Origin of the sequence: Paenibacillus sp. GCM10023250, assembly GCF_042653205.1 — a bacterium.
Classification (GTDB): Bacteria; Bacillota; Bacilli; order Paenibacillales; family Paenibacillaceae; genus Paenibacillus_Z.
In genome coordinates this window covers 1-26,473 of sequence record NZ_JBHSHY010000014.1, presented here as the reverse complement: position 1 = coordinate 26,473, position 26,473 = coordinate 1, and the positions used below count along the sequence as shown (strand labels likewise).

Genomic DNA, 26,473 nt, shown 5'->3' with positions numbered 1-26,473 from the left:
AAAAAATATCTTTCACTTTTTGTTCTTATTTTATCGGCTACAATAAATGGAAGCAAGATATTCGCGCTACTACGGCGCATTAATCGGAGCGTGATACGATGCGTCACCCGGCCCCGTGGCAGCGGCGGTACGACAACCTCGCCTTACTGGCGCTGCTGTTCGGTATTCTCAGTCAATACGTATTCGTCGGGAACGGCTTCAACGTCTCCGTCCCGATATTCGTCGCCGCGTTCTACGGCTTGTTCTTCTATGCGGTCCGCGGGCGGATCGGCGGGTTCGAGCGGTGGCGCGGCCAGACCAAATCCGGCTGGCTGCTGACCCTGCCCGTCGGGCTGCTGTCGCTGACGTTCGCACTCTTCGCGGACGACGATTTCCGGACGCTCAACCTGTTCATCCTTCCGGCGCTCATCGCCGCCCAAACCGTGCTGCTGACGCGCAACAGCGACAAGCCGTGGTTCCGCCCCCGCTTCTACGGCGACGTGCTGACGCTGGCGCTCGTCCAGCCGTTCGCCTACGTGGCGGTGCCGTTCGGCCTGCTTGCGAACCGGCTGATGCCGAAGCCGGAGGGAGGCGGCCGCCGCACGGCCGGCAAGGCGCGCCGGATCGCGATCGGCCTGCTGCTTGCGGCGCCGCCGCTGCTCGTCGTCACCGTCCTGCTCGCCACCGCCGACCAGATCTTCGGCGATCTCATCTGGCGCGTGCCAAGCCTGCTCCTTCGGGCGGATGCGTTCGAGGGCGCCGCCCGAATCATCGTCGGCGCCTGGTTCGCGCTCTATGCGTTTTGCTACTTGTGGGCGTTGCTGTTTAATCGGAGCGACCCGCAGGCCGCGGAACTCAAACGAACCCTGTGGCTCGAGGCGGAGACGGAGACGTCCGGTGCTGCGGAGAAGCGCGAACCGTTCGGGTTCGATCCGCTGACGGCGAACACGCTGCTGATCAGCTTCAACGCCGTGTATCTCGTCTTCGCAGCCATTCAGTTCTCGTACCTGTTCGGCGCGGCGAACGGACTGCTCCCGGACGGCGCGGCGTATGCCGATTACGCGCGGCAGGGTTTTGCCCAGCTGGTGGCGGTCGCGGTCATCAACCTGCTGCTCCTGCTCGGCGGCCTGCATGCCGTGAGGCAGGGCAGCCCGCTCGAGCGCCGCGCGCGCCGGCTGTCGCTCAGCCTGCTCGTCGGCTTCACCGTCGTCATGCTCGTCTCGGCGTTCAGCCGGCTCTCGCTGTACGAGGACGCCTACGGCTTTACCCGCACCCGGCTGCTCGTGCACGGCTTCATGATCATTCTCTGCTTCGTTCTGGCCGTATCGCTGATCCGCATCTGGCGCGACCGGTTCCCGCTCGCGAAATCGTATATCGCGATCGGACTTGCGGCGTACGTCGCGTTCAACTATGCTAATCTGGACAGAATGATCGCGGCAAAGAACGCCGAACGGTACGAGGCGAGCGGGAACATCGACATGGCCTATATGATGACGCTGTCCGCGGACGCCGTGCCGCCGCTGCTTCAGCTGCGGGACCGCCACCCGGAAGGCGTGGAAGGGCTTGAGGTCGTCTTCGCGAGCATCCGCGAGCGATCGGAAGGCTCGGGCGGCTGGCCGGCGTGGAACCGGTCGAAGTCCCGGGCGCTGCGGGAGCTGCGCTGACGGCGGAGACGCCGCCGGCGCAAGCTTTGCCGGTCTTGGCCGACGCCGTTCGCCATCGAGGCCGACACGTCTCGGCAGAACTCGCAAGCGCGCGATCCGGAACGTAATTGATCGAAAGGAGTCATGCCATGATTGTCGAACGTGAGCCGTTTTTGTCGGATACGAGGGCGTACTGCCTGTCGCTTCCGGGCACGATCGAACGGGAGAGCCACGGGTCGCCCGGCTTCTTCGTCGACGGTAAGAAGGCGTTCGTCCACTACCGGAACGATCATCACGGCGACGGCATCGTCGGCTTATGGTGCGCCGTACCGCCGGGAATGCAGCAGCTGCTCGTCGCGGGCAATCCGGAGCTGTACTATGTGCCGGCATACGTCGGACCGCGCGGCTGGGTCGGCGTTCGTCTGGACCGCGGGGCGGAGTGGGGCGAAATCGCCGCCGTGATCGGCGAAGCTTACCGGCATCGGGCGCCGAAGAAATACGTGAAAGCATTGACCGAGGGTGCGGACAGAGACAGCTAGCGGCCATCGCTTGACACGGGAGCCGGGATTGCTGTAACGTAAAAACCAATCATCGAACGACCGTCATCAAGGACATGCCGATCCGCACTAGCCGCGTTCAGAGAGGGAGCCCGCCGGCTGAGAAGCTCCCCGCGGCCGCGGATCGCGCCCCGCCTTGTAGTTGCTGCAAGGAAGACAGTATTTGCAGCCGGGCTCTTCCCGTTATCCGATCCAGAGCGCCGCTCGGCCATGCGCCGCGCGGCGGAATTTGGGGTGGTACCACGAGCGCGCACTCGTCCCTTAACCGGGAACGGGTGCGCGTTTTTTGGCATGATTGCAATAGCGTCGAAGTCAATAACCATCATATCGGCTCCGTGTGTGCCGAGAACCAATCAAGGGGGTAATGTTCATGCGGCAACAATCAGCGTTCATTCCGACGATGCGGGAGGTACCGGCCGACGCGGAGGCGGTCAGCCATCAATGGCTCGTCAAGGGCGGGTTCATCCGCCAGCTCTCCGCCGGCGTCTATTCGTTCCTGCCGCTCGGACGCCGCGTGCTGCGCAACGCGGAGCGCATCGTCCGCGAGGAGATGGAACGGGCGGGCGCCCAAGAGGTGCTGCTTCCCGCGCTGCAGCCCGCCGAGCTGTGGCGGGAGTCCGGCCGGTACGAGGTGTACGGGCCGGAGCTGGTGCGGCTGCGCGACCGCGGCGAGCGGGAGTTCGTGCTTGGGCCGACGCACGAGGAGGTCGTGACCGCGCTCGTCGGGCAGGAAATCGGCACATACCGCAAGCTGCCGGTGACGTTGTTCCAGATCCAGACGAAGTTCCGCGACGAGCGCCGGCCGCGGTTCGGTCTGCTGCGATGCCGGGAATTCGTCATGAAGGATGCCTATTCGTTCTCGGCCGATTGGGAAAGCCTCGATGCCGCTTACCGAGATATGTACGCGGCGTACGGGCGGATTTTCGAACGCTGCGGCATCCGTTACCTGGCGGTCGAGGCGGATCCGGGCGCCATCGGAGGCGAGGGCGGCACGCACGAATTCATGGCGATCGCGGACTCCGGCGAAGACGACGTCGTCACTTGCGGCCATTGCGGCTATGCCGCCAACCTCGAGAAGGCGGCCGGGCGCATGCCTGCCGCGCGCGATGCCGGCGGAGCCTCTGCTACAGCGGACGTTCCGGCGGCCGAGCGCTTCCATACGCCGGGGCTGCGATCCATCGATGAGCTCGCGACGGGGCTCGGCCTAAGCGAAGACGAACTGATCAAGACGCTGCTCTATGTCGCGGACGGCAAGCCCGTCGCCGTGCTCATCCGCGGCGACCGCACCGTGAACGAGACGAAGCTGAAGAACGCTCTCGGCGTGCTGGACCTGGAGCTGGCGGATAGCGCCGCCGTGAGCGCGATCACGGGAGCGGCGACGGGCTTCGCCGGGCCGGTCGGTCTATCCGTCCCGCTGCTCGCGGACGACGAGGTCGCCGCGATGCGGCAGGGCGTCGCCGGCGCGAACGAGACGGATTACCATCTCCGGCACGTCGTGCCGGGCAGGGATTTCCCGCTCGCGGCGACCGGGGATTTCCGCAACGCAGCCGAGGGCGAGGCTTGCCCGAGCTGCGCGGACGGGGAGCTGCGCATCATCCGCGGCATCGAGATCGGCCACGTGTTCAAGCTCGGGACCAAATACAGCGAGAAGCTCGGCGCCAAGATCGCGGACGCCGGCGGCGAGCTGCGTCCCGTCATCATGGGCTGCTACGGCATCGGCGTCACGCGGCTGCTGTCGGCGGCGATCGAGCAGCATCACGACGAGCACGGCATGGTCTGGCCGGCGGGATTGGCGCCGTTCCACGTCCATATCGTGCCGGTCTCGGACAAGGACGAGGCGCAGACGGAGGCTGCGGAGCGGCTGTACGGGGAACTGCGGGCCGCAGGCGTCGAGACGCTGCTCGACGACCGCGCCGAGCGGTTCGGCGTGAAGCTGAAGGACGCCGACCTGATCGGCATCCCGATTCGGATCGTCGTCGGCAAAGGAGCCGCCGAGGGCGAGGTCGAATGGAAAGAGCGTGGAGGCAGCGGACCTGCCGAGCGCCTGGCACTGGCGGACGTTCCGGCCGCGGTCAAACGGTGGCTGGAGGAGAAACAAAGGAGAATCGAAGGATGAGCCTGGTATGGAGCAAGGTCGAAACGCCGTTTCACGTCACGCTGTATGGCCTTCGCGAGAATTCAACGGCCGGATGAGCTGGTCGGCGCGGTCGCCGGGGAACTGCTCGGACGCCTGCGGGAGGAAATCCGCGGCAAGCACGTGCCGAACCTCGGGCAGAGTCACCTGATCTACGACGCGGACGGTACCGTCTTCTGTCCGCGCCGGCGCAGCCGGACAGCGGACAACGGCAAAAAGCCTCGGACCCTTGGGTCCGAGGCTTTTTGCGCGCGGAAGACCAATCGCCCAGCTACGCTTCCTTCGGCCGGTCGATCGCTTCCGCCATCGTTTTGTCCGTTAGATGCGCGTAGATCTGCGTCGTCTCCGGCGACGCGTGGCCGAGCTGCTCCTGCGTCTTGTACAGGTCGTTGCGCAAGTAATAATCCGTCGCGAACGAATGCCGCAGCTTGTGCACGGACAAGTACGGCTTGCCGAACCGTTTGGCGTACTTGATGACCATCTCCTGGATGGCCCGCTTCGTCATCCGCGAGCCTTCGCGCTTGCCGTTCGGCAGCGCCAGGAAGAGCGCCTTCTCCCGCTTGGGCGCCTTGTATTGCGATTCCCGCCGGGACAAGTAGTGCTGCAGGTCGCGCAGCGCCTCCTGGCGGAAGTAGACCGGCGTCTTGAACGTGTCGTCGTTCTTCCCTTTGCGGTAGACGTAGAGCAGCCGCTTCTTCAGATCGAGATCGTCGACGTTCATATTGTACAGCTCCGATACCCGCAGCCCGGAATTCAAGATGAGGCTGACGATGGAGGTATCGCGCGCGCGGTTGTTCGTATAGGCGTAGAGCGCCTGCTTGTTATCGGCGATCTCCATGCCGTAATCCTCGTTGATGTAGCGGATGAACTCGTCGATCTCCCGCTCCTGCAGCAGCTTGCCCTCCAGCTTGGCAGCGGTGTCCTTCGGCTTCGCCGTGCGCTTGATCGACACCTTCGCCATGACGTTCCGCTTCAGAAGCGGATAGAAGTTCTCGTCCTCCGCGATCTGGCTCAAATAATGAAACAGCGACCGCAGCGAGCTGAGCTTGCGCGAGATCGTGGTCCGGCTGTTGCTCTGCTCGGCGCGCGTCATCAGAAACATCCGGAACGCGTCGATGCTGTCCATGTGCAGCTTCTCGAGCTCCTCGAGCTTCACGTCGCGGATCGCCGGCCCTTCCGCCAGCCCTTCGGCCAGCAGCCAGGACAGGAAGGCATCGTAATCACGGACGTACTCCAGCAGCGAGGAAGGGGAGAGGTCGGGCAGCTTAAAGTTGATGAATTTCTCGATATACCAGGGCATGGACGGCGTTCTGCGGTCCAGCTCCAGCCGGTCTTTCGCCTTGATCAGGTTCATGCCGTTGTCCACCTCCAAGTAGCTTCATTGTAGTGCAGCGCGCGCGTAAAGTAAATCCTGGAAAGGAACGTCCGTTCGCCGCCGGTATGAGCGGAGCGCCGAACCGTGCCGTCCGGAGCGGCCGCGCGACTAGGCGCGAGCGGAAAATTGGCGCTGCGTGTTGACATCGGACCTCATTGCTTATATAGTTAGTTACATGAGTAATTAACCAATATGGTGGTGTAGCGATGGGCAACCAAATCGACGACAGCCGTCCCATCTTCGTGCAAATCGCCGAACGGATCGAGGACGACATTCTCCAGGGCGGACTGCCGGAGGAATCGCAAGTTCCTTCCACGAACCAGTTCGCCGCGTTTTACGGCATCAATCCGGCGACGGCCGCCAAAGGCGTGAATTTGCTGGTGGATCAAGAGATTCTGTACAAGAAGCGAGGGATCGGGATGTTCGTGTCAACCGGGGCGAAGGAGAAGCTGACGGAGAAGCGCAGGGAGCAGTTTTTCGAGCAGTACGTGGTGACGATGATCCGCGAAGCGGAGAAGCTCGGCATTACGAGAGAACAATTGACGGATATGATCCGCGAGAGGGGAGGCCGCGTATGATCAAGGTCGTGGAAGCGAAGGGGCTGACGAAGAGCTACGGCAGCTTCACCGCTGTCGATAACGTCAGCTTCACGGTCGAGGCGAACAAGATTTACGGCCTGCTCGGCCGCAACGGCGCGGGCAAGACGACGATCATGCACATGATTACCGCGCAGCTGTTCGAGACGGGCGGGGAGCTGCTGGTATTCGGCGAGAAGCCGTACGAGAACGGCAAGGTGCTCCGGCAGATCTGCTTCATTAAGGAGAGCCAGAAGTATCCCGAGACGTTCCGGGTCGTCGACGTGCTGGAAACGGCGGCGCTGCTGTTCCCGAACTGGGACCGGGCGTACGCCGAACGGCTGCGGGGAGACTTCAGCCTGCCGCTCAAGCGGCGGGTGAAGAAGCTGTCCCGCGGGATGCTGTCCTCGGTCGGCATTATCATCGGCCTGGCCAGCCGCGCGCCGCTCACGATCTTCGACGAGCCGTACCTCGGGCTCGACGCCGTGGCGCGGAGCATTTTTTACGAGCGGCTCATGGAGGATTATACGGAGCATCCGCGCACGGTCATTCTGTCCACGCATCTGATCGACGAGGTCAGCCGGCTGCTGGAGCACGTCATCGTCCTCGACAAGGGGCGGATTCTCCTCGACGACGAAGCCGATGCCTTGCGCGGGCGGGCGTACACGGTTACCGGTCCCGCAGCGAAGATCGACGCGTTCGCGGCCGGCAAGCGGGTCATTCATCAGGAATCGCTCGGCGGCAGCCGCGCCGTCACGGTCTACGAGTCGCTCGGGGCGAGCGACCAGCGGCGCGCGGAGGAGCTCGGGCTGCAATTCTCGCCGGTCACCATTCAGCAGCTGCTCGTTTATCTGACGAGCAGCGCCCCGGAATCCAAGGAGGCGTTCGCATGAATACCGTTCAAGGCATCGTAAGGATGCATATGCGGGACAAATGGTCCTGGATCTATCTGCCCTGGGTTATCGTCCTGTCCAGCTTCGCCATCAATCTGCTGATCGCCGTTCTGATGGCGGACGATGAGAAGATCGTCACCGGCGGCCTCATGTCGATCTTCATCTACATGCTGGTCAGCGGCATCGTGGCGGTGCATCACACGTTTCCGTTCGCGCTCGGCCTGAGCGTCCGCAGAAAGGATTATTTTGCGGGCACGCTGATCATGATTCTGGCTGTCAGCGCCGCGTCGGCGCTCGTGCTGATGCTGCTCTCTTATATCGAATCCTGGACCGACGGCTGGCACACGGACTTGTTCTTCTTCCATCTTCCTTACGTCAGCGACGGCAACGCGCCGCAGCAGTTCGTCGTGTTCGGCTCGCTCATGCTGTTCATGTACCTGCTTGGCTTCGCCATCTCGTCTATGTTCCGCCGGTTCGGCAAAACGGGACTTTACGCGGCCTCCATTATCGGGCTGCTGCTCGGCACGCTGCTCGTCTACGGCTCGATCTACTGGGGATGGTGGAACGGCATCTACGATTTCTTCCAGGGCCGTTCGGCGTTTAACCTGGCGCTGCTCCTGCTTCCGCTGTCCGCGCTGCTGGCTTTGGGCGGGTACGCGCTCCTTCGGAGAAGCACTGTCTGATGAGGGGGCCGCGAAGGCCGGATGAGAAACATTTAAGTTGATTAAAAATCGCCTTTATTCCGCATAAACGCCCCTCCGGCATGCTATGATCGTCTTCCTGACTTTCGCTTTGGAGGGGATTCGAGCTTCATGAGAAGAAAGAAAGCATTGATTGCCGTTCTGGCGGGCACGGTCGCCGCGGCCGGCGCGGTGTGCGGCTTCGGCGGACCGGCCTCCGCAGCCGCGTCGCCGGTCCTGAGGCCGGGCAGTACCGGCAGCGACGTGGCCGACCTGCAATTCCGGCTGCAGACGCTCGGTTATTTCAAAGGCACGATCACGACGACCTACGGGATGGCGACGCGCAACGCGGTGTCCCGCTTCCAGCGCGCCAACGGGCTGGCGCACGACGGGATCGCGGGGCCGGCCACCTGGGCCAAGCTGAAGAAGCTGTCCGTCAACAAGCCCGAGCTGGCGAAGCTGGCCCGGGTCATCTATTCGGAGGCGCGCGGCGAGATCTATAAGGGCCAAGTCGCCGTCGGCGCCGTGGTCATGAACCGGCTGCGCTCGCCGCAGTTCCCGAAGTCGGTGACGGACGTCATCTTCGAGCCGTACGCCTTCACCGCCGTCGCCGACGGCCAGTATTGGCTTCTGCCGAACAACACGGCGTTTCTGGCGGCGAAGGATGCCGTGCGCGGCTGGGACCCGACGAACAAGGCGCTGTATTACTACAACCCGTCGACGGCCAAGTCCAAATGGATCTTGACGCGCAAAATCACGACGAAGATCGGGAACCACGTGTTCGCCATCTGACGCGCGCGACCGCTCTCAGAGTGAACCGCCTCCGGGCGGTTTTTTTTATGGCTCCCGGCTGCAACAATCGCGCGGCTCGGCGCGTTTGAGAGGATAAGGAGAACGAACGGAACCACGAACGATACATCCAGCCGGCGGCGATCGTTCCCTACGGCGGGCGCTCGGGCCATGGTTATTCCGGCGCGCTTCGCCCATTCCAGGTAGCGGGGAGAGAGGTTCATGAAGAAGTGGCCTATCATCATGCTCGTCTTAGCGCTGTTCGCAAGCGGCGGCACGGCCGCGTACGCGCACGGCGGCGGCTCCGGCGGCCCGAAGGACGCCAAGCGCCAGCAGCAAGCCTGCAACGAAGCGGCAGCCCGGCTGAATCAAGTGCTCGCGAAGACCAAAGACGAACGCGCGCGCTCGCTGCTCAAGTCGATGATCGCCTCGTTCAAGGCGCAGTGCGCGGCCTCCGGTGCCGCGTCCCAGGACGTGAAGAAGGTGAACGCCGACAAGGACGCGCTCGCCATCCAGTATCTCGGCGGCAATAGCGCGACCAACGTCACGCTGCCCGTGATTCTGCCGAGCCGGGGGAAGAACGGCTCCGCCGTCGCGTGGACGTCGAGCAACCCGAACGTCATCTCGCACGACGGGCTGACCGTCCGCCGTTCGGCGCAGGGCGACGTCGCGGTGAACCTGACCGCCTCGCTCCGGTTCCATAACGCGACGGCCACCCGGACGTTCCGCGTGGTCGTGAAGGCGGACTATCCGCAGCTCAACGACAGCGACCGCGTCGCGAAGGACAAAGCCGCGCTCGCGATCGATTACGGCGGCTCGGACAACGCGGGCAGCGTGACCCGTCCGCTGGACGCGCTCCCGGCGAAGGGACCGAACGGCTCGAGCGTGAGATGGATCTCCTCGCTGCCGGCCGTCGTCTCGAACGACGGCAAGACCGTCAACCGGCCCGCGAACGGCAGCGGGGACGCCGTGGTCGTCCTGACCGCCTTCATCCAATCGGGTGCGTACGCGGACGTGAAGGTATTCACGGTAACCGTGAAGCAAAATATCCCGGACGCGCAGCGGGTCGCCGCCGACAAAGCCGCGCTCGCGATCGACTACGGCGGCTCGGACAACGCGGGCAGCGTGACCCGTCCGCTGGACGGCTTGCCGGTCAGAGGCGCGAACGGCTCGGCGATCGTCTGGACGTCCAGCTCGCCGGGCGTGCTGTCCGCCGACGGCAAGACGCTCCGCCGGCCGGCGGCCGGAGCGGGCGACGCGGCTATCGTCCTGACGGCCATCATCACGAGCGGTTCCGCCAGCGACGTGAAGGTGTTCGTCCTGATCGTCAAGGACGACTTCACGAGCCAGGAGCGGGCTGCCGCCGACAAGGCCGATCTCGCGATTGCGTATAAGAACGGCGACGTGGCCTCGAAGGTCACCCAGGCGCTCGGATTGCCGACGAGAGGTTACTACGGCAGCGCGATCGCATGGTACTCCAGCAATCCGTCCGTGGTGACCGCGAACGGAACGGTCTATCGCCCGGCGCGGGGCAAAGGAGACGCGGCGGTCACGCTGACGGCCGTGGTCAGCAGCGGCGGCTCGGCGGAGGTGCGGAGCTTCAACGTCGTCGTGAAGCAGCAATAGCACGAACGGCGCCAGGCGGCCGAACGCCGGAACCGGTTTCGTCCGATATTTGAAGTTGATCTTTGCGCGGCGATGGCGCTATAGTTTAAAGGTAACGTCGCGATGTCATTATCAGCTGATCGGACAAATCGGACAAATGGGTGAAGCGAATGGAAACGAAGTATTGCATGGCATGCGGAGCGCCGCTGGCGCTTCGGGACGTGGACGGCACGATGCGACAAGCCTGCACGGCGGAGGGCTGCAGCTTCGTGCACTGGGGCAACTACAGCATCGGCGTCGGCGCGCTCGTAATGCGGGAAGGCAAGGTGCTGCTGGTGCGGCGGGCCCAGGAGCCGGGCAAAGGCTACTGGACGAATCCGGGCGGCTACATCGAGCAGCTGGAGATGATCCACGATACGATCGTCCGCGAGGTGAAGGAAGAGACCGGCGTGGACGCGTCCGTCCGCGGGATCGTCGCGCTGCGCGACCTGCCGCGGAACATCCACAACGTGTACGTCGCCTTCGCGATGGATTACATCGGCGGCGAGCCGGTACCGGACGGCGTCGAGGTGGACGCGGCGGGCTTCTACGGCATGGAGGAGCTCGAGACGATGAACGTCGCCGGGTTCACGCGCTGGCTGATCGACGTGGCGCTGAAGTCGGGGGGCGAGGGCTTGATCGAAGACCGGGAGCCGCTCGTCAAGCTGGACGGACACGGATTGTTCCGGTTGTAAACGCCGGCCTGCGTAAACGAAGAAGAGCCGGGCAAGCGGAGGAGAGATCCTCGCTTGTCCGGCTCTTTTCACGTAACGGGGTGCTGCTTCACATTTACCGGGCAGCTTCTTCGCGCGTTAGTTCAGCACGCGGCGGGCGGTCACGTATTTGGATGACCAGTATCTCGAGCCCATGTCGGAAATTTCGACGCCGTCGTTCGCGCTGTGCAAAATCTTGTTGTCGCCGGCGTAGATCGCCACGTGGCTAATGCTGTAGCCGTTCGTCTTGAAGAAGACGAGATCGCCCACGCTCAGGTAGCCTTTCGCAACCTTCTTGCCCTTCAAAGACTGGTCGATCGACGTGCGAGGCAGCGTAATGTTGAAGTTGTCGAACACGTACTGCGTGAACGAGGAGCAGTCGAACGCGTTGGTCATGTACGGTACCGCGCCGTACAAGTAAGGCGTGCCTATGTATTTTTCGCCATAGCTGATCAATTCTTTGGATTTTGCCGTTGCCGCGTTCGCGGTAGCCGCCGTTCCGGCGACAATCGCCGTGATGCCGACCGAGGCGCAAAGGCCCACGTTAAGGATGCTTTTGAGTAAGCGTTTATACGAAACTCTCATATCTTTCCCTCCAGCTCTTCAAGGTGTCCGTTGTCTTGTAACACTATAACACACTTGAAAAAGGGGGTTTTCGGCCGATGAGGAGCAAGATGAAGCGTGTTTTTGGCGAAATTCGACTTTATGAGAATTAAGTGAGAAATTTCTCATAGGAGCGCGCTTGTCTTGTCGAAACGGGGAATTTGGAAAGCGAAACCGTCTCTGCTATGATAATCGTACGGAGTCCAATAGGATGTTCCAAGAGGAAGGACGTGCGAAAATATGAGCGAAATGAGTGCAAATACAGCCGGCAGCGCTGGCCAAAAATCGGAAAAAGCAACCTTCGCGGGAGGCTGCTTCTGGTGCATGGTCACGCCGTTCGACGAACAGCCCGGCATCCATGCGGTGGTGTCCGGCTTCATGGGCGGGCATAAGGCGAATCCGTCCTACGAGGAAGTATGCACGGAAACGACGGGTCACGCGGAAGTCGTGCAGATCACGTTCGATCCGGATGTCTATCCGTACGAGAAGCTGCTGCAAACGTATTGGATGCAGATCGATCCGACGGATGCCGGCGGGCAGTTCCACGACCGGGGCGAGTCGTACCGGACGGCGATCTTCTATCATAGCGAAGAGCAGCGCGCCGCGGCGGAGCGTTCCAAGCAAGAGCTGCAGGCGAGCGGCCGCTTCGACAAGCCGATCGTTACGGAGATCGTGCCGGCTTCGGACTTCTACCCGGCGGAAGAGTACCACCAGGACTATCATCGCAAAAATCCGCTTCGCTATAAGATGTACCGCAAAGGTTCGGGACGCGACGCGTTCATCGCCGAGCACTGGAACACGCCGAAGGACCGCGAAGCGCGCCGAAGCAAGCTGACGCCTATCCAATTCGAGGTGACGCAGAACAACGGGACGGAACGCCCGTTCACGGGCGAATATTGGGATTTCAACGGAGAGGGCATCTACGTGGACATCGTGTCGGGCGAGCCGCTGTTCAGCTCGAAGGACAAATTCGATTCGCACTGCGGCTGGCCGAGCTTCACGAAGCCGATCGTCGGCGCGAACGTGAAGGAGCATATCGACCTCACCCACGGCATGGTTCGTACGGAAGTGCGCAGCCGCGACGCGGATTCCCATCTCGGCCATGTCTTCGACGACGGCCCCGGTCCGAACGGACTGCGTTACTGCATCAATTCCGCGTCGTTGCGGTTCATTCCGAAGGCTGACATGGAGAAGGAAGGCTACGGCCACCTGCTGTCGCGCCTTTAATTCGGTGAAGCAGGGCCGGTTCGGGGTGCCGCGACCGCCGCGCAGGAGATCGGCCGGCTGTCGCGGCGCCGGCTTATCCGGTCGAGCGGCACCGCCATGGCGTGCTTGACCGGTCTGTCGCCGAACAGGAACACCCGCTGTCCGGTATGACCGGTCCAATCCACGCCCATCGTCATAACGAATAACCGCTTGTCGAGGGGGGCTTAGAACCCGCATCCGCCGACGAGCGCCATACCAGCAAGCAGCAGAAGAGCAGCAGCGATTCGTCCTCGTGGGACCGCCTGCTCCTTTTTGTGCTTCATGGCAAAGAAGCGCAGCAGCGCGAGCAACCCGAATTCGGCGATGAAGCTTCGATGACGAGGCGCTGCAGGGGTGACCATGGACCGAATGTGAGGCCAGGAACCGAAATCGTGACGTAACCAAAGGAGGCATCGGCATGAAAATCGTAGTGGCGCCGGATTCGTTCAAGGAAAGCATGACCGCTCGCCGGGCGGCCGCCGTCATGCGGGCGGCGATCGAAGCGGCGGCGAAGGAGGCCGGCGCGGAAGCAGACGTCGTCGAGCTCCCGGTCGGGGACGGCGGGGAAGGGACGCTGGAGGTGCTGACGGCCGCCCTGAACGGCCGTCTGATCGAAGCCGGCGCGACCGGACCGCTCGGGGAGCCGGTGAAGGCGGCGTACGGCTTGTCCGGCGACGGCGCAACGGCCGTCGTCGAGATGGCGCAGGCGAGCGGCCTGCAGCTCGTGCCGCCGGAGGCGCGCGATCCGCTGCGGACGACGACCTACGGCACGGGTGAGCTGATCCGGCAGGCGCTCGGGCATGCTTCCGTGAAGCGCCTGATCGTCACGATCGGCGGCAGCGCGACGAACGACTGCGGCGCCGGCATGCTGCAGGCGCTCGGCGCCGCGGTGCTGGACGCGGCCGGTCAGCCGATCGGCTACGGCGGCGGCGCGCTCGCGCATGCGGCGCGCGTCGATCTGGCAGGCCTGGATCGGCGGCTGCGGGAAGTGAGCGTCTCCGTCGCTTGCGACGTGACGAATCCGCTCGTCGGTCCGCGCGGCGCCTCGCGCGTATTCGGGCCGCAGAAGGGCGCGACGCCGGAGATGGCGGACGCGCTGGATGCGGCACTGACGCATTTCGCGGACGTGCTCGAGGCCGCCGGCGGCCAGCGGCTGCACGACGTTCCCGGCGCCGGCGCGGCCGGCGGCATCGGCGCGGCGCTGCTGCTCTGCGGCGGCAAGCTGGTGCCGGGCATCGAGCTCGCGCTGGACGCGATCGGTTTCGACGAGGCGCTGGCCGGCGCGGACTACGTGTTCACGGGGGAAGGCCGCATCGATGGCCAGACCCCGGGCGGCAAAGCGATCGCGGGCATCGCGCGGCGCGCCCGCGCGGCCGGCGTGCCAGTCGTCGCGTTCGCGGGCAGCCTGCAGCCGGGCTACGAGCCGCTGTACGCGGAGGGCCTGCTCGCCGCCTTCAGTATTACGCCGGGGCCGGTCGCGCTGGAGGAGGCGCTGCGGGATGGCGAAGCGAATTTGTACCGGGCCGCGGCGAACGCGGTTCGGCTGCTGGTTGGCGCCGGCGGGCGGGGGTAGGGCCGCGCTGGGGCGATCGTTCATCTGAGCGGCACGGCGATCGCCCGATTGAGCGCGCAGCTTGGGAGAGCCGCGTCCGGCGGCGGGTCCGCCGCCGCTTACGTTTCGCGGTATCGCGCCGCGATCCGCGCGAACGCGGCCTTCGGCTCCCACGGCATACCGGGATACGCGGCGCCGGATCGGCCGGGCGTGGACTTGACGACGCCATAGCTCGCGATGTCGAGGTCCAGTGCCGGTTCTTCGCGATGGGGATAATACGGCATGACGAACGTGAACCAGAACGCGGCGTCCACGCCTTCCTCCTCGAAGATGGTCAACAGGTCGTCCATGTACCGGACCTGCTCGTCTTCGTCGCGCGCGTACTCGCCCTTCAGCCGCGGCGGCGACGGGTTCCGGTCGACGATCGCCCAGCCGTAGCCGCCTTTGTCCGCCGCGCCCGTGTACGTGCAGCAGCCGAACTCCAGAATCGCGACGGGCTTGCCGTGCTTGAAGCAGCCCTGCAGCATCTCGCGGTACTTGTCCGCGTTGCTCCGGTCACGGTATGCATCGACGCCCACGATATCGAACGGCGCCCAGTCGACCTGCTCCCAGGTTCCGGAAGCATAGGTGACCGGCCCGTGGAAACGACGGCGGACGACGGCGGCGGCTTTGGCCAGAAACGCGTTCAGCCGTTTATGGAACGAGCCTCTGCGCACCGTGCTCAGCAGCAGCTTCCACGGATTCATGAACGTACCCATGCGGTCGAACGCGGTCTCGCCGGCGACGAGTCCTTTCATGAAGAGCGTCAGCTCGCAGCCGGCGACGAACACGATCGACGGGTACCGCTGCCGGAGACGTTCCGCGGCTTCCGCGCACGCTTCGAAGTAGGCGAGCGTCCGCGCTTCGTCGGCGTCGACGAACGCCGGCGAAAACCAGACCTCGAGCCCTTGCTCGAGCGCGAAGCCTGCGGCGGCCGTCAGCCGCTCGAGGTCTTGGCCCGAGATGCGGACCGCGTTGCAGTTCAGGTCGTGGCGGATGATCGCCATCTCGCGCCGCACGACATCGGGCTCGAACGCTTCCCGCGAGGACGATGCTTGCCCCCGGGTATGCGTTCCTACGTCGTAGTGGATGCCTTTCCGATTCAATGCGCGCCTTGTCGTCATTATGGCGGCCTCCCGTTCTTGAGTGGATGGCTGGATCTGTGATAAAGTAAATAAAAATGAACTAATTTAAGATGAATGAACTTATTTACTGGGTATAAGATAAACAACTATGAATTTATTGTCAACTTGGAAGAAGGATGGAAGCAGCATGGGGAACGATATCATCGGAACGATCGCCACCGGCTATATGCAGCTCATACCGCTGCTGTACCGGGCGATGGACGATCCGCAGCGCAGCAGCGGGGGATGGAAGGCGCCGGCAGACATTACGCATCTGCAGATCCATATCCTGGAGGAGCTGTACCGGCACGAGGACGGCATCGCGATGACGCCGCTGTCCCGTGTCATCCGGGTATCCAAGCAGCAGCTGACGCCCTTGATCGCGAAGCTGGAAGAAAAGGGCTACGTCGGCAAGCAGGCGGGCGAGACGGATAAGCGGCTCGTGCTGCTGCGGCTCACGGACAAGGGACGGGCGATGGTCCTCGAGCGATGGGGCGGTTTTCACGCCTCGCTGCGCGTCCGGCTGGAGCAGCTCGGCGACGAAGACCGGACCGACTTGGCGTTCGCGATCGACAAACTGGCGCGTATTCTCGGGCGGCTGCCGGATCCGGAAAGCGAAGCTTGATACTAGCCGCGGCATGAGCGGCTGGCGAAGCTGATTCGCATCTCTATGAACGAAGCGTGAGGTCGAACGCGGCCGGCCGGCGGGTCACGGCGAAGTAAGCGTAAAGTCCGCGTCTAGTCGCCTATTCGCGCATCGCGCCGCATATACCTGCTAACGGGAGGCTCGCCGCGCCTGACGATGCGGACAGCCCGAACTTCGAAAGGGGAGAGGCTTACCGTGCATGGTCCGGGGTATGTTGTGCTGTGGATTGTCTTGCTCCTCGTGCTGCTGGCCGCCGGCTGGCGGAGACGGTGGTGGCCGTTCGCCGCGTACGCGGCCGGCTGTCTCGTGTTCTTCGTCGAAATGAACCGAGGCAACGGCGGCTGGGACGATTTGGCCGATTTCGCCACGTTCCTCGTGTTCGTCGTGCCGCTCTATTTCATCGGAACCGTCGTCTGGCTGCTGATGCTGCTCGTGGAGCGCAGACGGAGAACGCGCCGTTAACGGACGGCGTTCCACGGCGGTTTGGAACGATTCGTTAGCTATGAGGGGTAACCGCCGTATGATCTACCAAAGGAGGGTGATGCAACTTGGCAATTGTACAAGTTACGGTCGTGCCGCTCGGCACGGAATCCCCGAGCCTCGGCGCTTATGTCGCGTCCGTCGTTCGGGTGCTGCAGGAAGCGAAGGAGCCGATCTCGTATCAGCTCACGCCGATGAGCACGGTCATCGAGGGCGAGCTGGACGACCTGCTGGCCGTCGTCCGGCGCATGCACGAAGCGCCGTTCGCAAGCGGGGCGGCGCGGGTGTCGACGTCCATCACGATCGACGACCGGCGGGACAAGAAGGGGACGATGGCCCAGAAGCTGCATTCCGTGGAAGAAAAATTGAACTAAACCGGCTTGGCCGGCTGTCGGCTGACGGCAATTGTCAGCGAAGCCGTCGTATACTGGAAGGAAAAGGAGGTGGCGGTATGGATGAACACAGCAAGGAGCTCCCCGTGCTCGGATTTGCCGATGCGGAAGCGTTCGAAGCCTGGCTGTCGGAGCATCACGCCTCGTCGCCCGGCATTTGGCTGCTGATCGGGAAGAAAGGCTCGGACGAGGCATCGGTGACGTACGGCGAAGCGCTGGAGGTCGCGCTCTGCTTCGGCTGGATCGACAGCCGGAAGGAGAAGCGGGACGCATCGCATTGGCTCCAGCGGTTCACGCCGCGCGGTCCGCGAAGCATCTGGTCGAAGGTGAACAAGGAGAAGGCGGAGCGACTCATCGCGGAAGGCCGGATGCAGCCGGCCGGCCTGCGGTCGATCGAAGCGGCGAAGCGCGGCGGCGAATGGGACAAGGCGTATGCCTCCCAGAGCAATGCCGAGGTGCCGGGCGATTTCGCGGAGGCGCTGGCGCGCAATCCGAAGGCGCAGGCGTTCTTCGACGCGCTGGACAGGCAGAACCGCTATGCGATGACGTTCCGGATCCACGGCGCCAAGAAGCCCGAAACCCGGGCGAAGCGGATCGCGCAGTTCGTGGAGATGCTGGAGAAGGGCGAGAAGATTTATAACTAGCTGGCGACCGGCGTCTGTTCGGCGGCCGGCGCGCATGCGAAAGAGGAGGCCGATCGGCCTCCTCTTGTCATTCGCCGGCGGCCGGCGCGGCCGGAATCATGGCCGTGAAGGCGGTCAGCGCGCTGCTCGCGAACGCGTCCTTGCGCGTAATGAACATCGTCGTCATCGTGCGCTGCCCTTCGAGGCGAAAGACGCGGATCAGACCGTCTTCGCGCTGCTTGCGGATGACCGATAACGGCAGCAGCGAGATGCCGAGCCCGGCCGTCACGCCGCCGATAATGGCGTCCAGCGTGCCGAATTCCATGACGGCCGTCTGCGCCGGCGCGTTCTCGCGCATCCAAGCTTCCAGGACGTCGCGGTACGAACAGCCGCGATTAAACACGAGAATCGGCCGCTTGACGGCCTCTTCCAGCGTGCCGACCGACGGATGCGCCCCGATGGCCAGCTCTTCTGCAAAGGCCGGCACGGATTGCAGCTCCGGATGGTTGCAGTCGCCGCCGATGAAGGCGCCGTCCAGCTCGTAGCGCAGCACCCGCTCGACCATTTCCTCCGTATGGCCCGTCATCACCGAGAGGCGGACGTCCGGGAATCGCGCGTAATAGGCCGTGAGCAGCGGGGGCAGCCGCACGGCGGCGGCCGTCTGCGTGGAGCCGATCGCGAGCGGGCCAGCGGGCGTCTCGTTCGAGGTCAGCGCCTGGACCGCTTCTTCGAGCATACCGACGATGCGCTCCGCGTAGGCGAGCAGCGTCGACCCGGCGGAGGTGAGCAGCATGCCGCGGTTATGCCGGTGAAAGAGCGGCGTGCCGAGCTCCGCTTCCAGCTGGCGGATGCGCGCGGTGACGTTGGACTGCACGTAGCCGAGCCGCGCGGCAGCCTTCGTAATGGATCCTTCGCGGGCGACGGCTTGGAACACCCGCAGATCTCCGCTTTCCATCTTCGATACACGCTCCTTTGGAAATCATTTTAAATGATATCTAATATCGTTAACAATCATTATACATAAAACCTAACCTCCTCTACAATAGCATTACACCCGCTCTCATCCAGAAGGAGGTTACAACATGAACAAGATCCGCTATTTCGGCCTCGTCGCGATCACGACGCTGATCATGGGGCTTGCGTTTCCCGTTGGCAAAATCGCGCTGCGCTACGCGCCGCCGTTCTTCATGATGAGCATCCGGTTTATTCTTGCCGGCATCCTGCTCGCCTTCATCGTTCGACTGCTCGGGAGGCAGCAGCCGCGAGGCGGCAAGCAGTGGCTGCAGGCGGCGGTGATCGGGCTCATCCAATCCGGCGCCGTCATGGGCTGCGCGTATTATTCAATGCGCTGGATCACGTCCGGCGAATCCGCGATCATCACGTGCTCGAATCCGCTGATCGTCATCGTGCTCGGCACGCTGTTCGGCGGCGCTTCCTACCGCGCCGTGCAATGGCTCGGCGTCGCGGTCGGCCTCGCCGGCGTTGCGTTCGCGTTCGGCTTTCAGCTCGGCCTCCAGCCGGGGACGTTCATCGGCCTCGCCGGCGCGTTCTGCTTCGCCGTCGCGACGCTGCTCATCAAGCGCTGGGGACCCGGCTTCGATATGACCGTTCTCGCTGCGTATCAGATGCTGGCGGGCGGTCTCGGGCTGCTCGTGCTGAGCCTGTTTACAGAGCAGCCGCATTTCGCGTTCTCTGCCTCGTCGGTCCTGGTTACGCTCTGGCTGTCGCTGATCTGCTCGATTCTCCAGTTCGCGCTGTGGTTCTACCTGCTGCGCACCGGCGACCCGGCCAAGACCAGCTCATTCCTGTTTCTCGTGCCCGTCTTCGGCGTCTTCTCCAGCTGGCTGCTGCTCGGCGAGCAGGTCCATTGGTACGTCGGCGTCGGCGGGGCGTTCATCTGCGCCGGCATCGTGCTCGTCAACCGGGAGCCCCGGAAACGGAAAGCGGCCGTCCCGCTTTCGGCTTGATCCGGGCAGCGGGCCGGGCGAACCGGCCTGCAGCGGAGCTTGCCTAAGCGATTCGTCCGTGCGCCCTCCGCCGAATTGCCAGATCCGCGGGAGGCTGATATACTGGACACATCATTTGGCAAGGGGGCTGGTACGGATGGCAATACGAGATTGCCGGACCGGAGCAACTCATGCAAAGCCCGCATCAGGGGCGATACTTTGCATGGGGCCTGACGGAGCAACGCCGATCGCCCGCATACATGATCGCGTCTAACATGGGCTTTGCACCTTATTGAACGACCAATCCAAAATAAGGGGCTGACCATCCAATGCCGACGCCATTCATTCGAAACCATCAATTCAATGCCATTCGCAAGCAATCCGAGCTGCTGATCCAAGCGCTCCGCACGGTCGCCGACCGTAATGTGCTAAAGGCCGTCCGCGACAACGCGTCATATAAGCTCGCCGAACTGTTCCCGGGGCTGCCGGACGAGCGGAAACGGGAGCTGGAGGCGATGTCCGAGCTGGATACGGCCGAACAGTTCGAGCAGTATCTCGAAGGGCTGGAGCCGTGGCGCGAAGCCTTTCCGCCGATATCGAACCATCAGCTGCTGAAGCTGTTCCCCAAGACCAAGAAGCTGAACGCGCCGGACATGGCGCGTATGGATTTTCGCCGGCTGACCTACCTCGGCTGGACGGATGTCGCCGCGAACCGCATGTACCTCGTCTATCCGAGCGACGGCCGCTACATCGGCATCGCCGGGCGTTTCACGGCCACGAACAAGAAGGGCTACTGCCTGCTCTGCAACGGCTACGAGGAGCTGGCGCTCTTCACGGTCAAGACGCGGCCGGCCAATTCGCCGCCGGACTACTATAAGGCGTTCGGCAATTACATCTGCCTCGACAGCGAGGCGTGCAACCGCCGCATCGCCGACACGGCGGCGCTTGAGCAGTTCGTCCAGACGATTCGCGAAGGCAAAGCGGCCGACGTCTAACGGCGCGCCGCAGCCGGAACGCGGACGCGAAAAGCCCGGGAGCGGGCATCGGAAACGCAAGTTTCCCCGATGCCCGCCCGGGCTTTTTTTTGCGCGCGGATGGGCGCCGGCGGGATGATCCTTTTTCAAAACTAACGTTAACGTAACCTGAAATTTCTGCTATGATAACAGAAGCAAAATCGAAACCCATGAGAGGAGGGAACGGCGCATGCCGGCTCCGGCCAGATTAACTATGGAAGAAGTGACGGAGCGCCTCGGGATCACCTCGCGGACGCTCCATTATTATGAGGAGATCGGCTTGCTGCCGGACGTCGCGCGGACGGAGGGCCGCCATCGGGTGTACGACGAAGCGACGGTGGACCGGATCGCGCATATTTTGCGGCTGAAGCAGGTGCTCGGCGCCTCGCTTCAAGAGATTCGCGCCATTTTGCAGGCGGAGGAGGAGCTGGAGCGCATCAAGGCGAGCTATCGCGGCGAATCCCGGGTCGAGGAGCGCGACCGGCTGCTGGACGAAGCGTCGGAGCGGCTGCGGTCGATCATCGCCCATATCGACGAGAAGATGGAGAAGCTTCAGGCTATGCGGCAAGGATTCTACGCGCGGCTGGAACGGGCGCACCGGCTTAAGGGCGGCCGGTCTGAGTAGGCCGAAGAGAGGAAGAAGACCGAAATGAACGATTCCCGAAAATGGTGGATTTTATCGGTGACGAGCCTCGGCTCGCTGCTGTCGGCGCTGAACTTCAGCACGCTGATCATCGCGCTGCCCGACTTGCTGAAGGGACTTCAAGCTTCGCTGCTGCAGGCGATGTGGGTCATGCTGTCCTACATGGTGGCGCAGACGGTCATGGTGCTCATGGCCGGCTCCCTCGCGGACCGGTTCGGGCGCAAGCGCATTTATGTCGGCGGCATGCTGCTGTTCACCGTCGTCTCGCTGATCGCCGGCTTCGCCGGCAGCGCTCCGCTGCTCATCGTGCTGCGGATCTTGCAGGGTGTCGGCGGCGCGATGATCATGGCCAACAGCACGGCGATCGTCGCGGACGCGTTTCCGAAGGAGGAGCTCGGGCGCGCGCTCGGCGTCAACATCATGGTCGTCGCCGTCGGCCAAATCATCGGCCCGGTGCTCGGCGGCTGGCTGACCGAGTCGTTCGGCTGGGAATGGAACTTCTGGTTCAACGTGCCGTTCGGCCTGGTCGGCGTCGTCTGGGGCTTGAAGGTGCTGGGCTTGAAGGACGACAAGCTCGCCGCGCCCAAATCGGGCGGCCTGGACCGCGGCGGCGCCGCGGCGTACGTGCTGTCCATCACCGGTCTGCTGATCGCCCTCACCTGGGGACCGATCCAGAGCTGGACGTCGCCCGTCGTCTGGATTTCCGCGCTCGTCTTCGTGCTGCTGTTCCCGGCGTTCCTGCGCTGCGAACAGCGCCATCCGAACGCGCTGCTGCATCTGCCGCTGTTCGCGAACCGCACGTTCTCGTGAGGCATTATCTCGGCGACGCTGAACGCGCTCGCCCGGATGGGCATCATGTTCATGCTCATCTTCTATTTCCAGGGCGCGCTCGAGAAAGACGCGTTGATCGCCGGCATCATGACGATTCCGCTCGCGGCCGGCATGCTGGTCGTCTCGCCGCTTGCCGGCTATCTCGGCGACAAGTACGGCGAGACGATGCCCGCGACACTCGGCCTGTTCCTGAACATCTTCGGCATGGCGGGGCTCGCGCTCGACACGGCGATGACGACGCCGTTCTGGCACCTGGCGCTGTACATGACGATCATCAGCGTCGGCGCGGGGCTGTTCAATTCGCCGAACTCCAGCAGCATCATGAACGCAGCCGGTCCGAGATACCGCGGCGAAGCGTCCGGCATCCGGTCGCTGACGACGAACATGGGCATGATGCTCAGCATCGCCTTCTCCATGCCGATCGTCACGCACAGCATACCGCATGAAGTGATGCTGGCGATCTTCTCCGGCACGCAGGTCGGGATGGACGACAAGTCGTCGCTGCATGGGTTCATTACCGGCCTGCATGGCGTATTCTGGTTTATGGCTGCATTGATGGCCGTCGCCACCGTCATGTCCTATCTGCGCTCGCACCGGGGCTCGCGCGCGTCCGCATAAGCAACGCATTCGAACGACCAAGGAGACCTTACCAAAGATGCCTGACCGGTCCGTATTAAGCAAACTATGGGGCGTATCGCTCCTCTGGGGCGGCAATTACGTCGCGAGCGCTTATCTGCTGCGCGAGTTTTCGCCGATCCTCTTATCGTTCTCCCGGCTTGTCGTCATGTCGCTGTTCCTCATCGCCGTCGCATTCGTGAACCGCTCGATGCGCCGGCCGACGAAGCGGGAATGGCTGCTGCTCCTCTACGCCGGCATCACCGGCACGCTGATCAATCAGCTGTTCTACTTCACGGGCTTGCAGGATTCGACGGCGGGCAACGCCGCGCTTATCGTGGCCCTGTCGCCCATCATGACGACGATGCTCGCGCGCGTGTTCCTGAAGGAAGTCATTACCGGCCGCAAGCTGACCGGCTCGGTCGTCGCGCTCGCTGGCGTCGTCTGCATCGTGCTCTATGGCGGCAAGTCGCTCGGCATCTCGATCGGCGACATCTACCTGTTCCTCGCGACGCTCGGCATGTCCGTCAGCCTGCTGTTCATCCGCAAGCTGACGACCGGCATGACCTCCTACGAGGTGACAATCTACGCGACGGTCATCGGCACGATTCTCATGACGCCGGCCGTAGGCTACGAATCGCTGGGAGGGCAGGCGCAGTGGAGTCATCACGCGGCCAGCTGGCTGCTGCTTGCCGGCGTCGCCGTGATCGGGCAGGGGCTTGCGGGGTTCTGGTGGAACAAAGGCATCGCTGTCGCCGGTCCTTCCGTCAGCGCGATGTTCATGAACATTCCGCCGTTCGTGGCGATCGTCGTCAGCCACTTCGTGCTCGGGGACCCGATTCGCGCCGCCCAGATCGGCGGCGGCGTCTTGATCTTGGCCGGCGTCGCGCTGGCCAATTGGAGGCCGCGTCCGCGGACCAAAGCGAAAGGGCGGGAAGCCGTCGGGTTATAGCCGCCCACGATGCGGTGATTTTCATTTTTCTTTCAACATGTCACCTTGCCGAACATATGGTGGAGCAAGGTGGTGATGAACAATGCATTACGGACTCGCGCTCGGGGATTGGGTCATCTATACGATGTGGGGCATATTTGCCTTCATGATCCTGGACTTCGCGGTCGCTTTCGTCCGCTCGTTCTGGTCGGGCTCCTTCGATACGACGTTTCTCGGGTATCTGAAGGATATCTTGTTCTATGTCGTGCCACTGAATCTCATCCTCTCCATGACTTCGATCGACCCTACGCATTACACGCTGATCGTGCTTTACTTTATCGGCGGCGCGTCGGTCATCCTCAAATACGCCGCAGACATCGTCAAACGGTTCCGCGCGCCGCAGAGCGACTAGCGCCGGAAGGTCCGCGGCAGCACAATAAAAGCACCCTGCATCCGAAGCGCGTTTCCCTGTAAGGGGATGACCGCGGGCGGATCCAGGGTGCTTTTGTCATGCACGGGCGGCGCTTCGCGCTACGCCACTTCTTGCTTGTTCGCTTCCTTCGGCGCCTGCACGCGCTTGATGAAGAAGCCGAGCACCAGCGCGACGAGGCCGATGAAGAAGCCGATGAGGAACGCGTCCCGCAAGCCGGCGACCAAGCCTTCGGCCGGCGTCGCGTTCGGCGTCTTGGTCATGAAGTCCTTCGTGCCGGACGACATGATGCTGATGAACAGCGCCGTGCCGATCGCGCCGGCGACCTGCTGCAGCGTGTTCAGAATCGCGGTGCCGTGCGGGTAGAGCTGGCGCGGCAGCTGATTCAGCCCCGTCGTCTGTGCCGGCATCATGACGAGCGAGATGCCGACCAGCAGAATGATATGGAGCGTGATGACGTAGCCCGCCGTCGTGTCGACCGAGATGTCGGTGAACAGCCAGACCGCGAGCAGCACGAGAATGAGGCCGGGCACGACGAGCACGCGCGGTCCGAACTTGTCGAACAACTTGCCGGAGATCGGCGCCATGACGCCGTTGATGATGCCGCCCGGCATGAGCGTGAGGCCCGCCTTGAACGCCGTCATCAGCAGCGCCGTCTGCAGGAACAGCGGCAGCAGGATCATCGTTGAGAACAGCGTCATCATGAGGACGAGCATCATGACCGTGACGAGCGAGAACATCGGGAACTTGAACGCCCGCAGATCCATGATGGGCTCGCGCACGAGCAGCTGGCGGATGACGAAGAGCAAGACACCGGCGGCGCCGACGGTGATCGTCCAGACGACGACCGGATCCGTCCAGGACCCTTCGCCGGCTTTGCTGAAGCCATAGACGATGCCGCCGAAGCCGACGGTCGAGAGCAGGATGGACAAGACGTCCACCTTCGGCTTGGTAATGTCGGAGACATTGCGCAGGTACACTGCCGCGAAGCCGACGGAGAACGCCGCGAGCGGAATGACCAGGTAGAACAGCCAGCGCCAGTCCAGCTGGTCGATGATGAGGCCGGCCAGCGTCGGGCCGATCGCCGGTCCGAACATGATGACGAGGCCGATCATGCCCATGGCGCCGCCGCGCTTCTCGGGCGGGAAAATGACGAGAATCGTGTTCATCATGACGGGCAGCATAAGCCCCGTTCCGAGCGCCTGCACGACCCGGCCGACGAGCAGCATGCCGAAGACCGGCGACACGCCGCAGATGATCGTCCCGGCCAGGAACAGAATCATCGCGCTCAGGAACATCTGCCTCGTGGTGAACCATTGCTGCAGCAGCGCGGTGACCGGCACGAGAATGCCTATGACGAGCATATACGCCGTCGTCAGCCATTGGATCGTGGCCGGCGAGATCTTGAATTCGAGCATGAGGTCGGGAAACGCGATGTTCAGAAGCGTTTCGTTCAGAATCGCCACGAACGCGCCGATGATCAGCGCGGCGACGATCGGTCCTCGCTTGATGCCGCTCAAGTCGGTTGAAGCGTGTTCCGCTTCGGTGGAAACGTTCACTTGTTTTGCTCCTCCTTTAAGTAGGCGAATGTACAACTGGAAAATTGCCTGATCTTTTCCATCTTAGCATCTAATGCGTATTCGAACAACTGTTCGTTTCATCAAATTAAAGTTAAGGATTGCCAATTCCGCGAGGCATGGCTTATCGTATTGGGTAAGAACGGATAGAACGGAAAACCCGTCGGGGGAGGGACCTCATGTACAGCGTCATGATCGTCGAAGACGAAATGCTCGTTCGGCTGGGCTTCAAAAACGCGGTCGCATGGGAAATGTACGGCAAGACGCGCATCGTCATCTGAACGAAGTGCCGACCGCGCGTTTCACGAAGGACATCGCAGAGATCCAACGCTACAGCGCGGCCGTGTTCCTGCAGTCGCTCATCCTGATCGTGGCGTTCGCGTTGCTGTGGATGAACCGGATCATGAAATCGCTGCATTTACTGGTCAAGTGGATGAAGTGCGTGGGCCGGGGGCGGGCGATCCGTCGCCGTTCTGGACGATCCGGGAGGAGCTGGCGATCATCAGGCATTACGCGAACGTGATGAATTTCCGCTACGGGGAAGAGATCCGCGTCGAATTCGACTTACCGGAGCGGCTGCTCGACTGCCGGACGGTCTGCTTCAGGATCCAGCCTTCGGTAAGCCATCTCCTGTTTTTCGGCGAAAACCTATAAACACGGGATCATTTTTATTGGGGTCTGTCAATAATTTTGTGTAAACGAATTTTAAGGGTGTTGCGATGGAGGGGGACTCCGCCCCCTACCTCAGGTGCTGACCAACGCGATCGGGGAAGAAAACGGATAGCTGTAGCAGCATTTGTC

General features: G+C 62.9%; 29 protein-coding genes. 23 read left to right on the top strand and 6 right to left on the bottom strand.

The genetic code is table 11. The annotated features are described in order from the left end of the window. The first annotated feature begins 98 nt into the window (after positions 1-98). The 3 genes from ACFPB1_RS13325 (at position 99) to ACFPB1_RS13315 (ending at position 4,295) form a co-directional block, all read left to right on the top strand. Entirely contained in the window at positions 99-1,643 is a 1,545-nt protein-coding gene (locus tag ACFPB1_RS13325) for a DUF4153 domain-containing protein (protein WP_379225971.1), read from the top strand. 128 nt (positions 1,644-1,771) lie between these two features. After that, complete coding sequence (locus tag ACFPB1_RS13320; RefSeq protein ID WP_379225969.1) at positions 1,772-2,161, top strand: MmcQ/YjbR family DNA-binding protein; 390 nt, start codon at positions 1,772-1,774, stop codon at positions 2,159-2,161. Positions 2,162-2,549: 388 nt separating this feature from the next. Beyond that, positions 2,550-4,295, top strand: a complete 1,746-nt coding sequence (locus tag ACFPB1_RS13315; RefSeq protein WP_379225967.1) for a proline--tRNA ligase — start codon at positions 2,550-2,552, stop codon at positions 4,293-4,295. Positions 4,296-4,584: 289 nt separating this feature from the next. On the opposite strand, the gene xerS is transcribed toward ACFPB1_RS13315, so the two are convergent. Beyond that, positions 4,585-5,667, bottom strand: coding sequence for a tyrosine recombinase XerS (gene xerS, locus ACFPB1_RS13310; RefSeq protein ID WP_379225965.1), 1,083 nt, complete (start codon positions 5,665-5,667; stop codon positions 4,585-4,587). A gap of 227 nt (positions 5,668-5,894) precedes the next feature. On the opposite strand from xerS, the gene ACFPB1_RS13305 reads away from it, so the two are divergent. The 6 genes from ACFPB1_RS13305 to ACFPB1_RS13280 all read left to right on the top strand — a co-directional run bounded on the left by ACFPB1_RS13305 (position 5,895) and on the right by ACFPB1_RS13280 (position 10,964). Then, positions 5,895-6,266, top strand: coding sequence for a GntR family transcriptional regulator (locus ACFPB1_RS13305; protein WP_379225963.1), 372 nt, complete (start codon positions 5,895-5,897; stop codon positions 6,264-6,266). Beyond that, a complete protein-coding gene (locus ACFPB1_RS13300; RefSeq protein ID WP_379225961.1) occupies positions 6,263-7,156 on the top strand; it encodes an ABC transporter ATP-binding protein in 894 nt (297 codons plus the stop codon). The genes ACFPB1_RS13305 and ACFPB1_RS13300 overlap by 4 nt, the downstream gene beginning before the upstream one ends. After that, the gene (locus ACFPB1_RS13295) at positions 7,153-7,839 is read left to right on the top strand and encodes a hypothetical protein (protein WP_379225959.1); all 687 of its coding nucleotides are present in this window, start codon (positions 7,153-7,155) and stop codon (positions 7,837-7,839) included. The genes ACFPB1_RS13300 and ACFPB1_RS13295 overlap by 4 nt, the downstream gene beginning before the upstream one ends. 129 nt (positions 7,840-7,968) lie before the next feature. Next, the gene (locus tag ACFPB1_RS13290) at positions 7,969-8,628 is read left to right on the top strand and encodes a cell wall hydrolase (RefSeq protein ID WP_379225956.1); all 660 of its coding nucleotides are present in this window, start codon (positions 7,969-7,971) and stop codon (positions 8,626-8,628) included. 219 nt (positions 8,629-8,847) lie between these two features. Next, positions 8,848-10,251, top strand: a complete 1,404-nt coding sequence (locus ACFPB1_RS13285; RefSeq protein ID WP_379225954.1) for an immunoglobulin-like domain-containing protein — start codon at positions 8,848-8,850, stop codon at positions 10,249-10,251. Between the two features lie 149 nt (positions 10,252-10,400). Then, on the top strand, positions 10,401-10,964 hold the full coding sequence (locus tag ACFPB1_RS13280) for an NUDIX domain-containing protein (RefSeq protein WP_379225952.1): 564 nt from the start codon (positions 10,401-10,403) through the stop codon (positions 10,962-10,964). Between the two features lie 117 nt (positions 10,965-11,081). Here ACFPB1_RS13280 and ACFPB1_RS13275 read toward each other — a convergent pair whose 3' ends face one another. Continuing rightward, on the bottom strand, positions 11,082-11,567 hold the full coding sequence (locus ACFPB1_RS13275) for a C40 family peptidase (RefSeq protein ID WP_379225950.1): 486 nt from the start codon (positions 11,565-11,567) through the stop codon (positions 11,082-11,084). 258 nt (positions 11,568-11,825) lie between these two features. Between ACFPB1_RS13275 and msrA the strand changes: the two genes are divergently transcribed. Continuing rightward, on the top strand, positions 11,826-12,812 hold the full coding sequence (gene msrA / locus ACFPB1_RS13270) for a peptide-methionine (S)-S-oxide reductase MsrA (RefSeq protein WP_379225948.1): 987 nt from the start codon (positions 11,826-11,828) through the stop codon (positions 12,810-12,812). Here msrA and ACFPB1_RS13265 read toward each other — a convergent pair. Then, a complete protein-coding gene (locus ACFPB1_RS13265; RefSeq protein WP_379225946.1) occupies positions 12,809-12,988 on the bottom strand; it encodes a hypothetical protein in 180 nt (59 codons plus the stop codon). The two genes, msrA and ACFPB1_RS13265, sit on opposite strands and share 4 nt — an antisense overlap. A 260-nt stretch (positions 12,989-13,248) precedes the next feature. Here ACFPB1_RS13265 and ACFPB1_RS13260 point away from each other — a divergent pair, with 260 nt between their 5' ends. After that, the gene (locus ACFPB1_RS13260; RefSeq protein ID WP_379225944.1) at positions 13,249-14,403 is read left to right on the top strand and encodes a glycerate kinase; all 1,155 of its coding nucleotides are present in this window, start codon (positions 13,249-13,251) and stop codon (positions 14,401-14,403) included. A 98-nt stretch (positions 14,404-14,501) separates the two neighbouring features. Here the strand turns inward: ACFPB1_RS13260 and ACFPB1_RS13255 are convergent, their stop codons facing one another. Beyond that, positions 14,502-15,545: a hypothetical protein gene (locus ACFPB1_RS13255; protein WP_379225942.1), complete on the bottom strand. Its 1,044-nt coding sequence runs from the start codon at positions 15,543-15,545 to the stop codon at positions 14,502-14,504. Between the two features lie 148 nt (positions 15,546-15,693). On the opposite strand from ACFPB1_RS13255, the gene ACFPB1_RS13250 reads away from it, so the two are divergent. The 4 genes from ACFPB1_RS13250 to ACFPB1_RS13235 all read left to right on the top strand — a co-directional run bounded on the left by ACFPB1_RS13250 (position 15,694) and on the right by ACFPB1_RS13235 (position 17,707). After that, positions 15,694-16,170 (top strand): MarR family winged helix-turn-helix transcriptional regulator, encoded by a 477-nt coding sequence (locus ACFPB1_RS13250; protein ID WP_379225939.1) that lies wholly within the window; start codon positions 15,694-15,696, stop codon positions 16,168-16,170. Positions 16,171-16,386: 216 nt separating this feature from the next. After that, a complete protein-coding gene (locus ACFPB1_RS13245; RefSeq protein WP_379225937.1) occupies positions 16,387-16,653 on the top strand; it encodes a hypothetical protein in 267 nt (88 codons plus the stop codon). A gap of 86 nt (positions 16,654-16,739) precedes the next feature. After that, positions 16,740-17,045: an MTH1187 family thiamine-binding protein gene (locus ACFPB1_RS13240; RefSeq protein ID WP_379225935.1), complete on the top strand. Its 306-nt coding sequence runs from the start codon at positions 16,740-16,742 to the stop codon at positions 17,043-17,045. A 77-nt stretch (positions 17,046-17,122) separates the two neighbouring features. After that, complete coding sequence (locus tag ACFPB1_RS13235; protein WP_379225933.1) at positions 17,123-17,707, top strand: YdeI/OmpD-associated family protein; 585 nt, start codon at positions 17,123-17,125, stop codon at positions 17,705-17,707. A gap of 67 nt (positions 17,708-17,774) precedes the next feature. Here the strand turns inward: ACFPB1_RS13235 and ACFPB1_RS13230 are convergent, their stop codons facing one another. Then, positions 17,775-18,641 carry a LysR family transcriptional regulator gene (locus ACFPB1_RS13230; protein WP_379225931.1) on the bottom strand — a complete coding sequence of 289 codons (867 nt, stop codon included), beginning with the start codon at positions 18,639-18,641 and terminating at the stop codon, positions 17,775-17,777. Positions 18,642-18,768: 127 nt separating this feature from the next. Here ACFPB1_RS13230 and ACFPB1_RS13225 point away from each other — a divergent pair, with 127 nt between their 5' ends. The 7 genes from ACFPB1_RS13225 (at position 18,769) to ACFPB1_RS13195 (ending at position 24,077) form a co-directional block, all read left to right on the top strand. Further along, on the top strand, positions 18,769-19,653 hold the full coding sequence (locus tag ACFPB1_RS13225; RefSeq protein ID WP_379225929.1) for a DMT family transporter: 885 nt from the start codon (positions 18,769-18,771) through the stop codon (positions 19,651-19,653). A 308-nt stretch (positions 19,654-19,961) separates the two neighbouring features. Beyond that, positions 19,962-20,627, top strand: a complete 666-nt coding sequence (locus ACFPB1_RS13220; RefSeq protein WP_379225927.1) for a FusB/FusC family EF-G-binding protein — start codon at positions 19,962-19,964, stop codon at positions 20,625-20,627. A 208-nt stretch (positions 20,628-20,835) separates the two neighbouring features. Next, positions 20,836-21,270, top strand: coding sequence for a MerR family transcriptional regulator (locus tag ACFPB1_RS13215; protein WP_379225925.1), 435 nt, complete (start codon positions 20,836-20,838; stop codon positions 21,268-21,270). A gap of 24 nt (positions 21,271-21,294) precedes the next feature. Then, positions 21,295-22,098 (top strand): MFS transporter, encoded by an 804-nt coding sequence (locus tag ACFPB1_RS13210; protein WP_379225923.1) that lies wholly within the window; start codon positions 21,295-21,297, stop codon positions 22,096-22,098. 3 nt (positions 22,099-22,101) lie between these two features. Further along, a complete protein-coding gene (locus ACFPB1_RS13205) occupies positions 22,102-22,737 on the top strand; it encodes an MFS transporter (RefSeq protein ID WP_379226163.1) in 636 nt (211 codons plus the stop codon). Between the two features lie 37 nt (positions 22,738-22,774). Then, complete coding sequence (locus ACFPB1_RS13200) at positions 22,775-23,686, top strand: DMT family transporter (RefSeq protein WP_379225921.1); 912 nt, start codon at positions 22,775-22,777, stop codon at positions 23,684-23,686. Between the two features lie 82 nt (positions 23,687-23,768). Further along, a complete protein-coding gene (locus ACFPB1_RS13195) occupies positions 23,769-24,077 on the top strand; it encodes a hypothetical protein (RefSeq protein WP_379225919.1) in 309 nt (102 codons plus the stop codon). A gap of 119 nt (positions 24,078-24,196) precedes the next feature. Here ACFPB1_RS13195 and ACFPB1_RS13190 read toward each other — a convergent pair whose 3' ends face one another. Next, on the bottom strand, positions 24,197-25,615 hold the full coding sequence (locus ACFPB1_RS13190; protein WP_379226161.1) for a DHA2 family efflux MFS transporter permease subunit: 1,419 nt from the start codon (positions 25,613-25,615) through the stop codon (positions 24,197-24,199). Positions 25,616-26,059: 444 nt separating this feature from the next. Between ACFPB1_RS13190 and ACFPB1_RS13185 the strand changes: the two genes are divergently transcribed. Beyond that, a complete protein-coding gene (locus ACFPB1_RS13185; protein WP_379225917.1) occupies positions 26,060-26,326 on the top strand; it encodes a sensor histidine kinase in 267 nt (88 codons plus the stop codon). Positions 26,327-26,473: the final 147 nt, after the last annotated feature.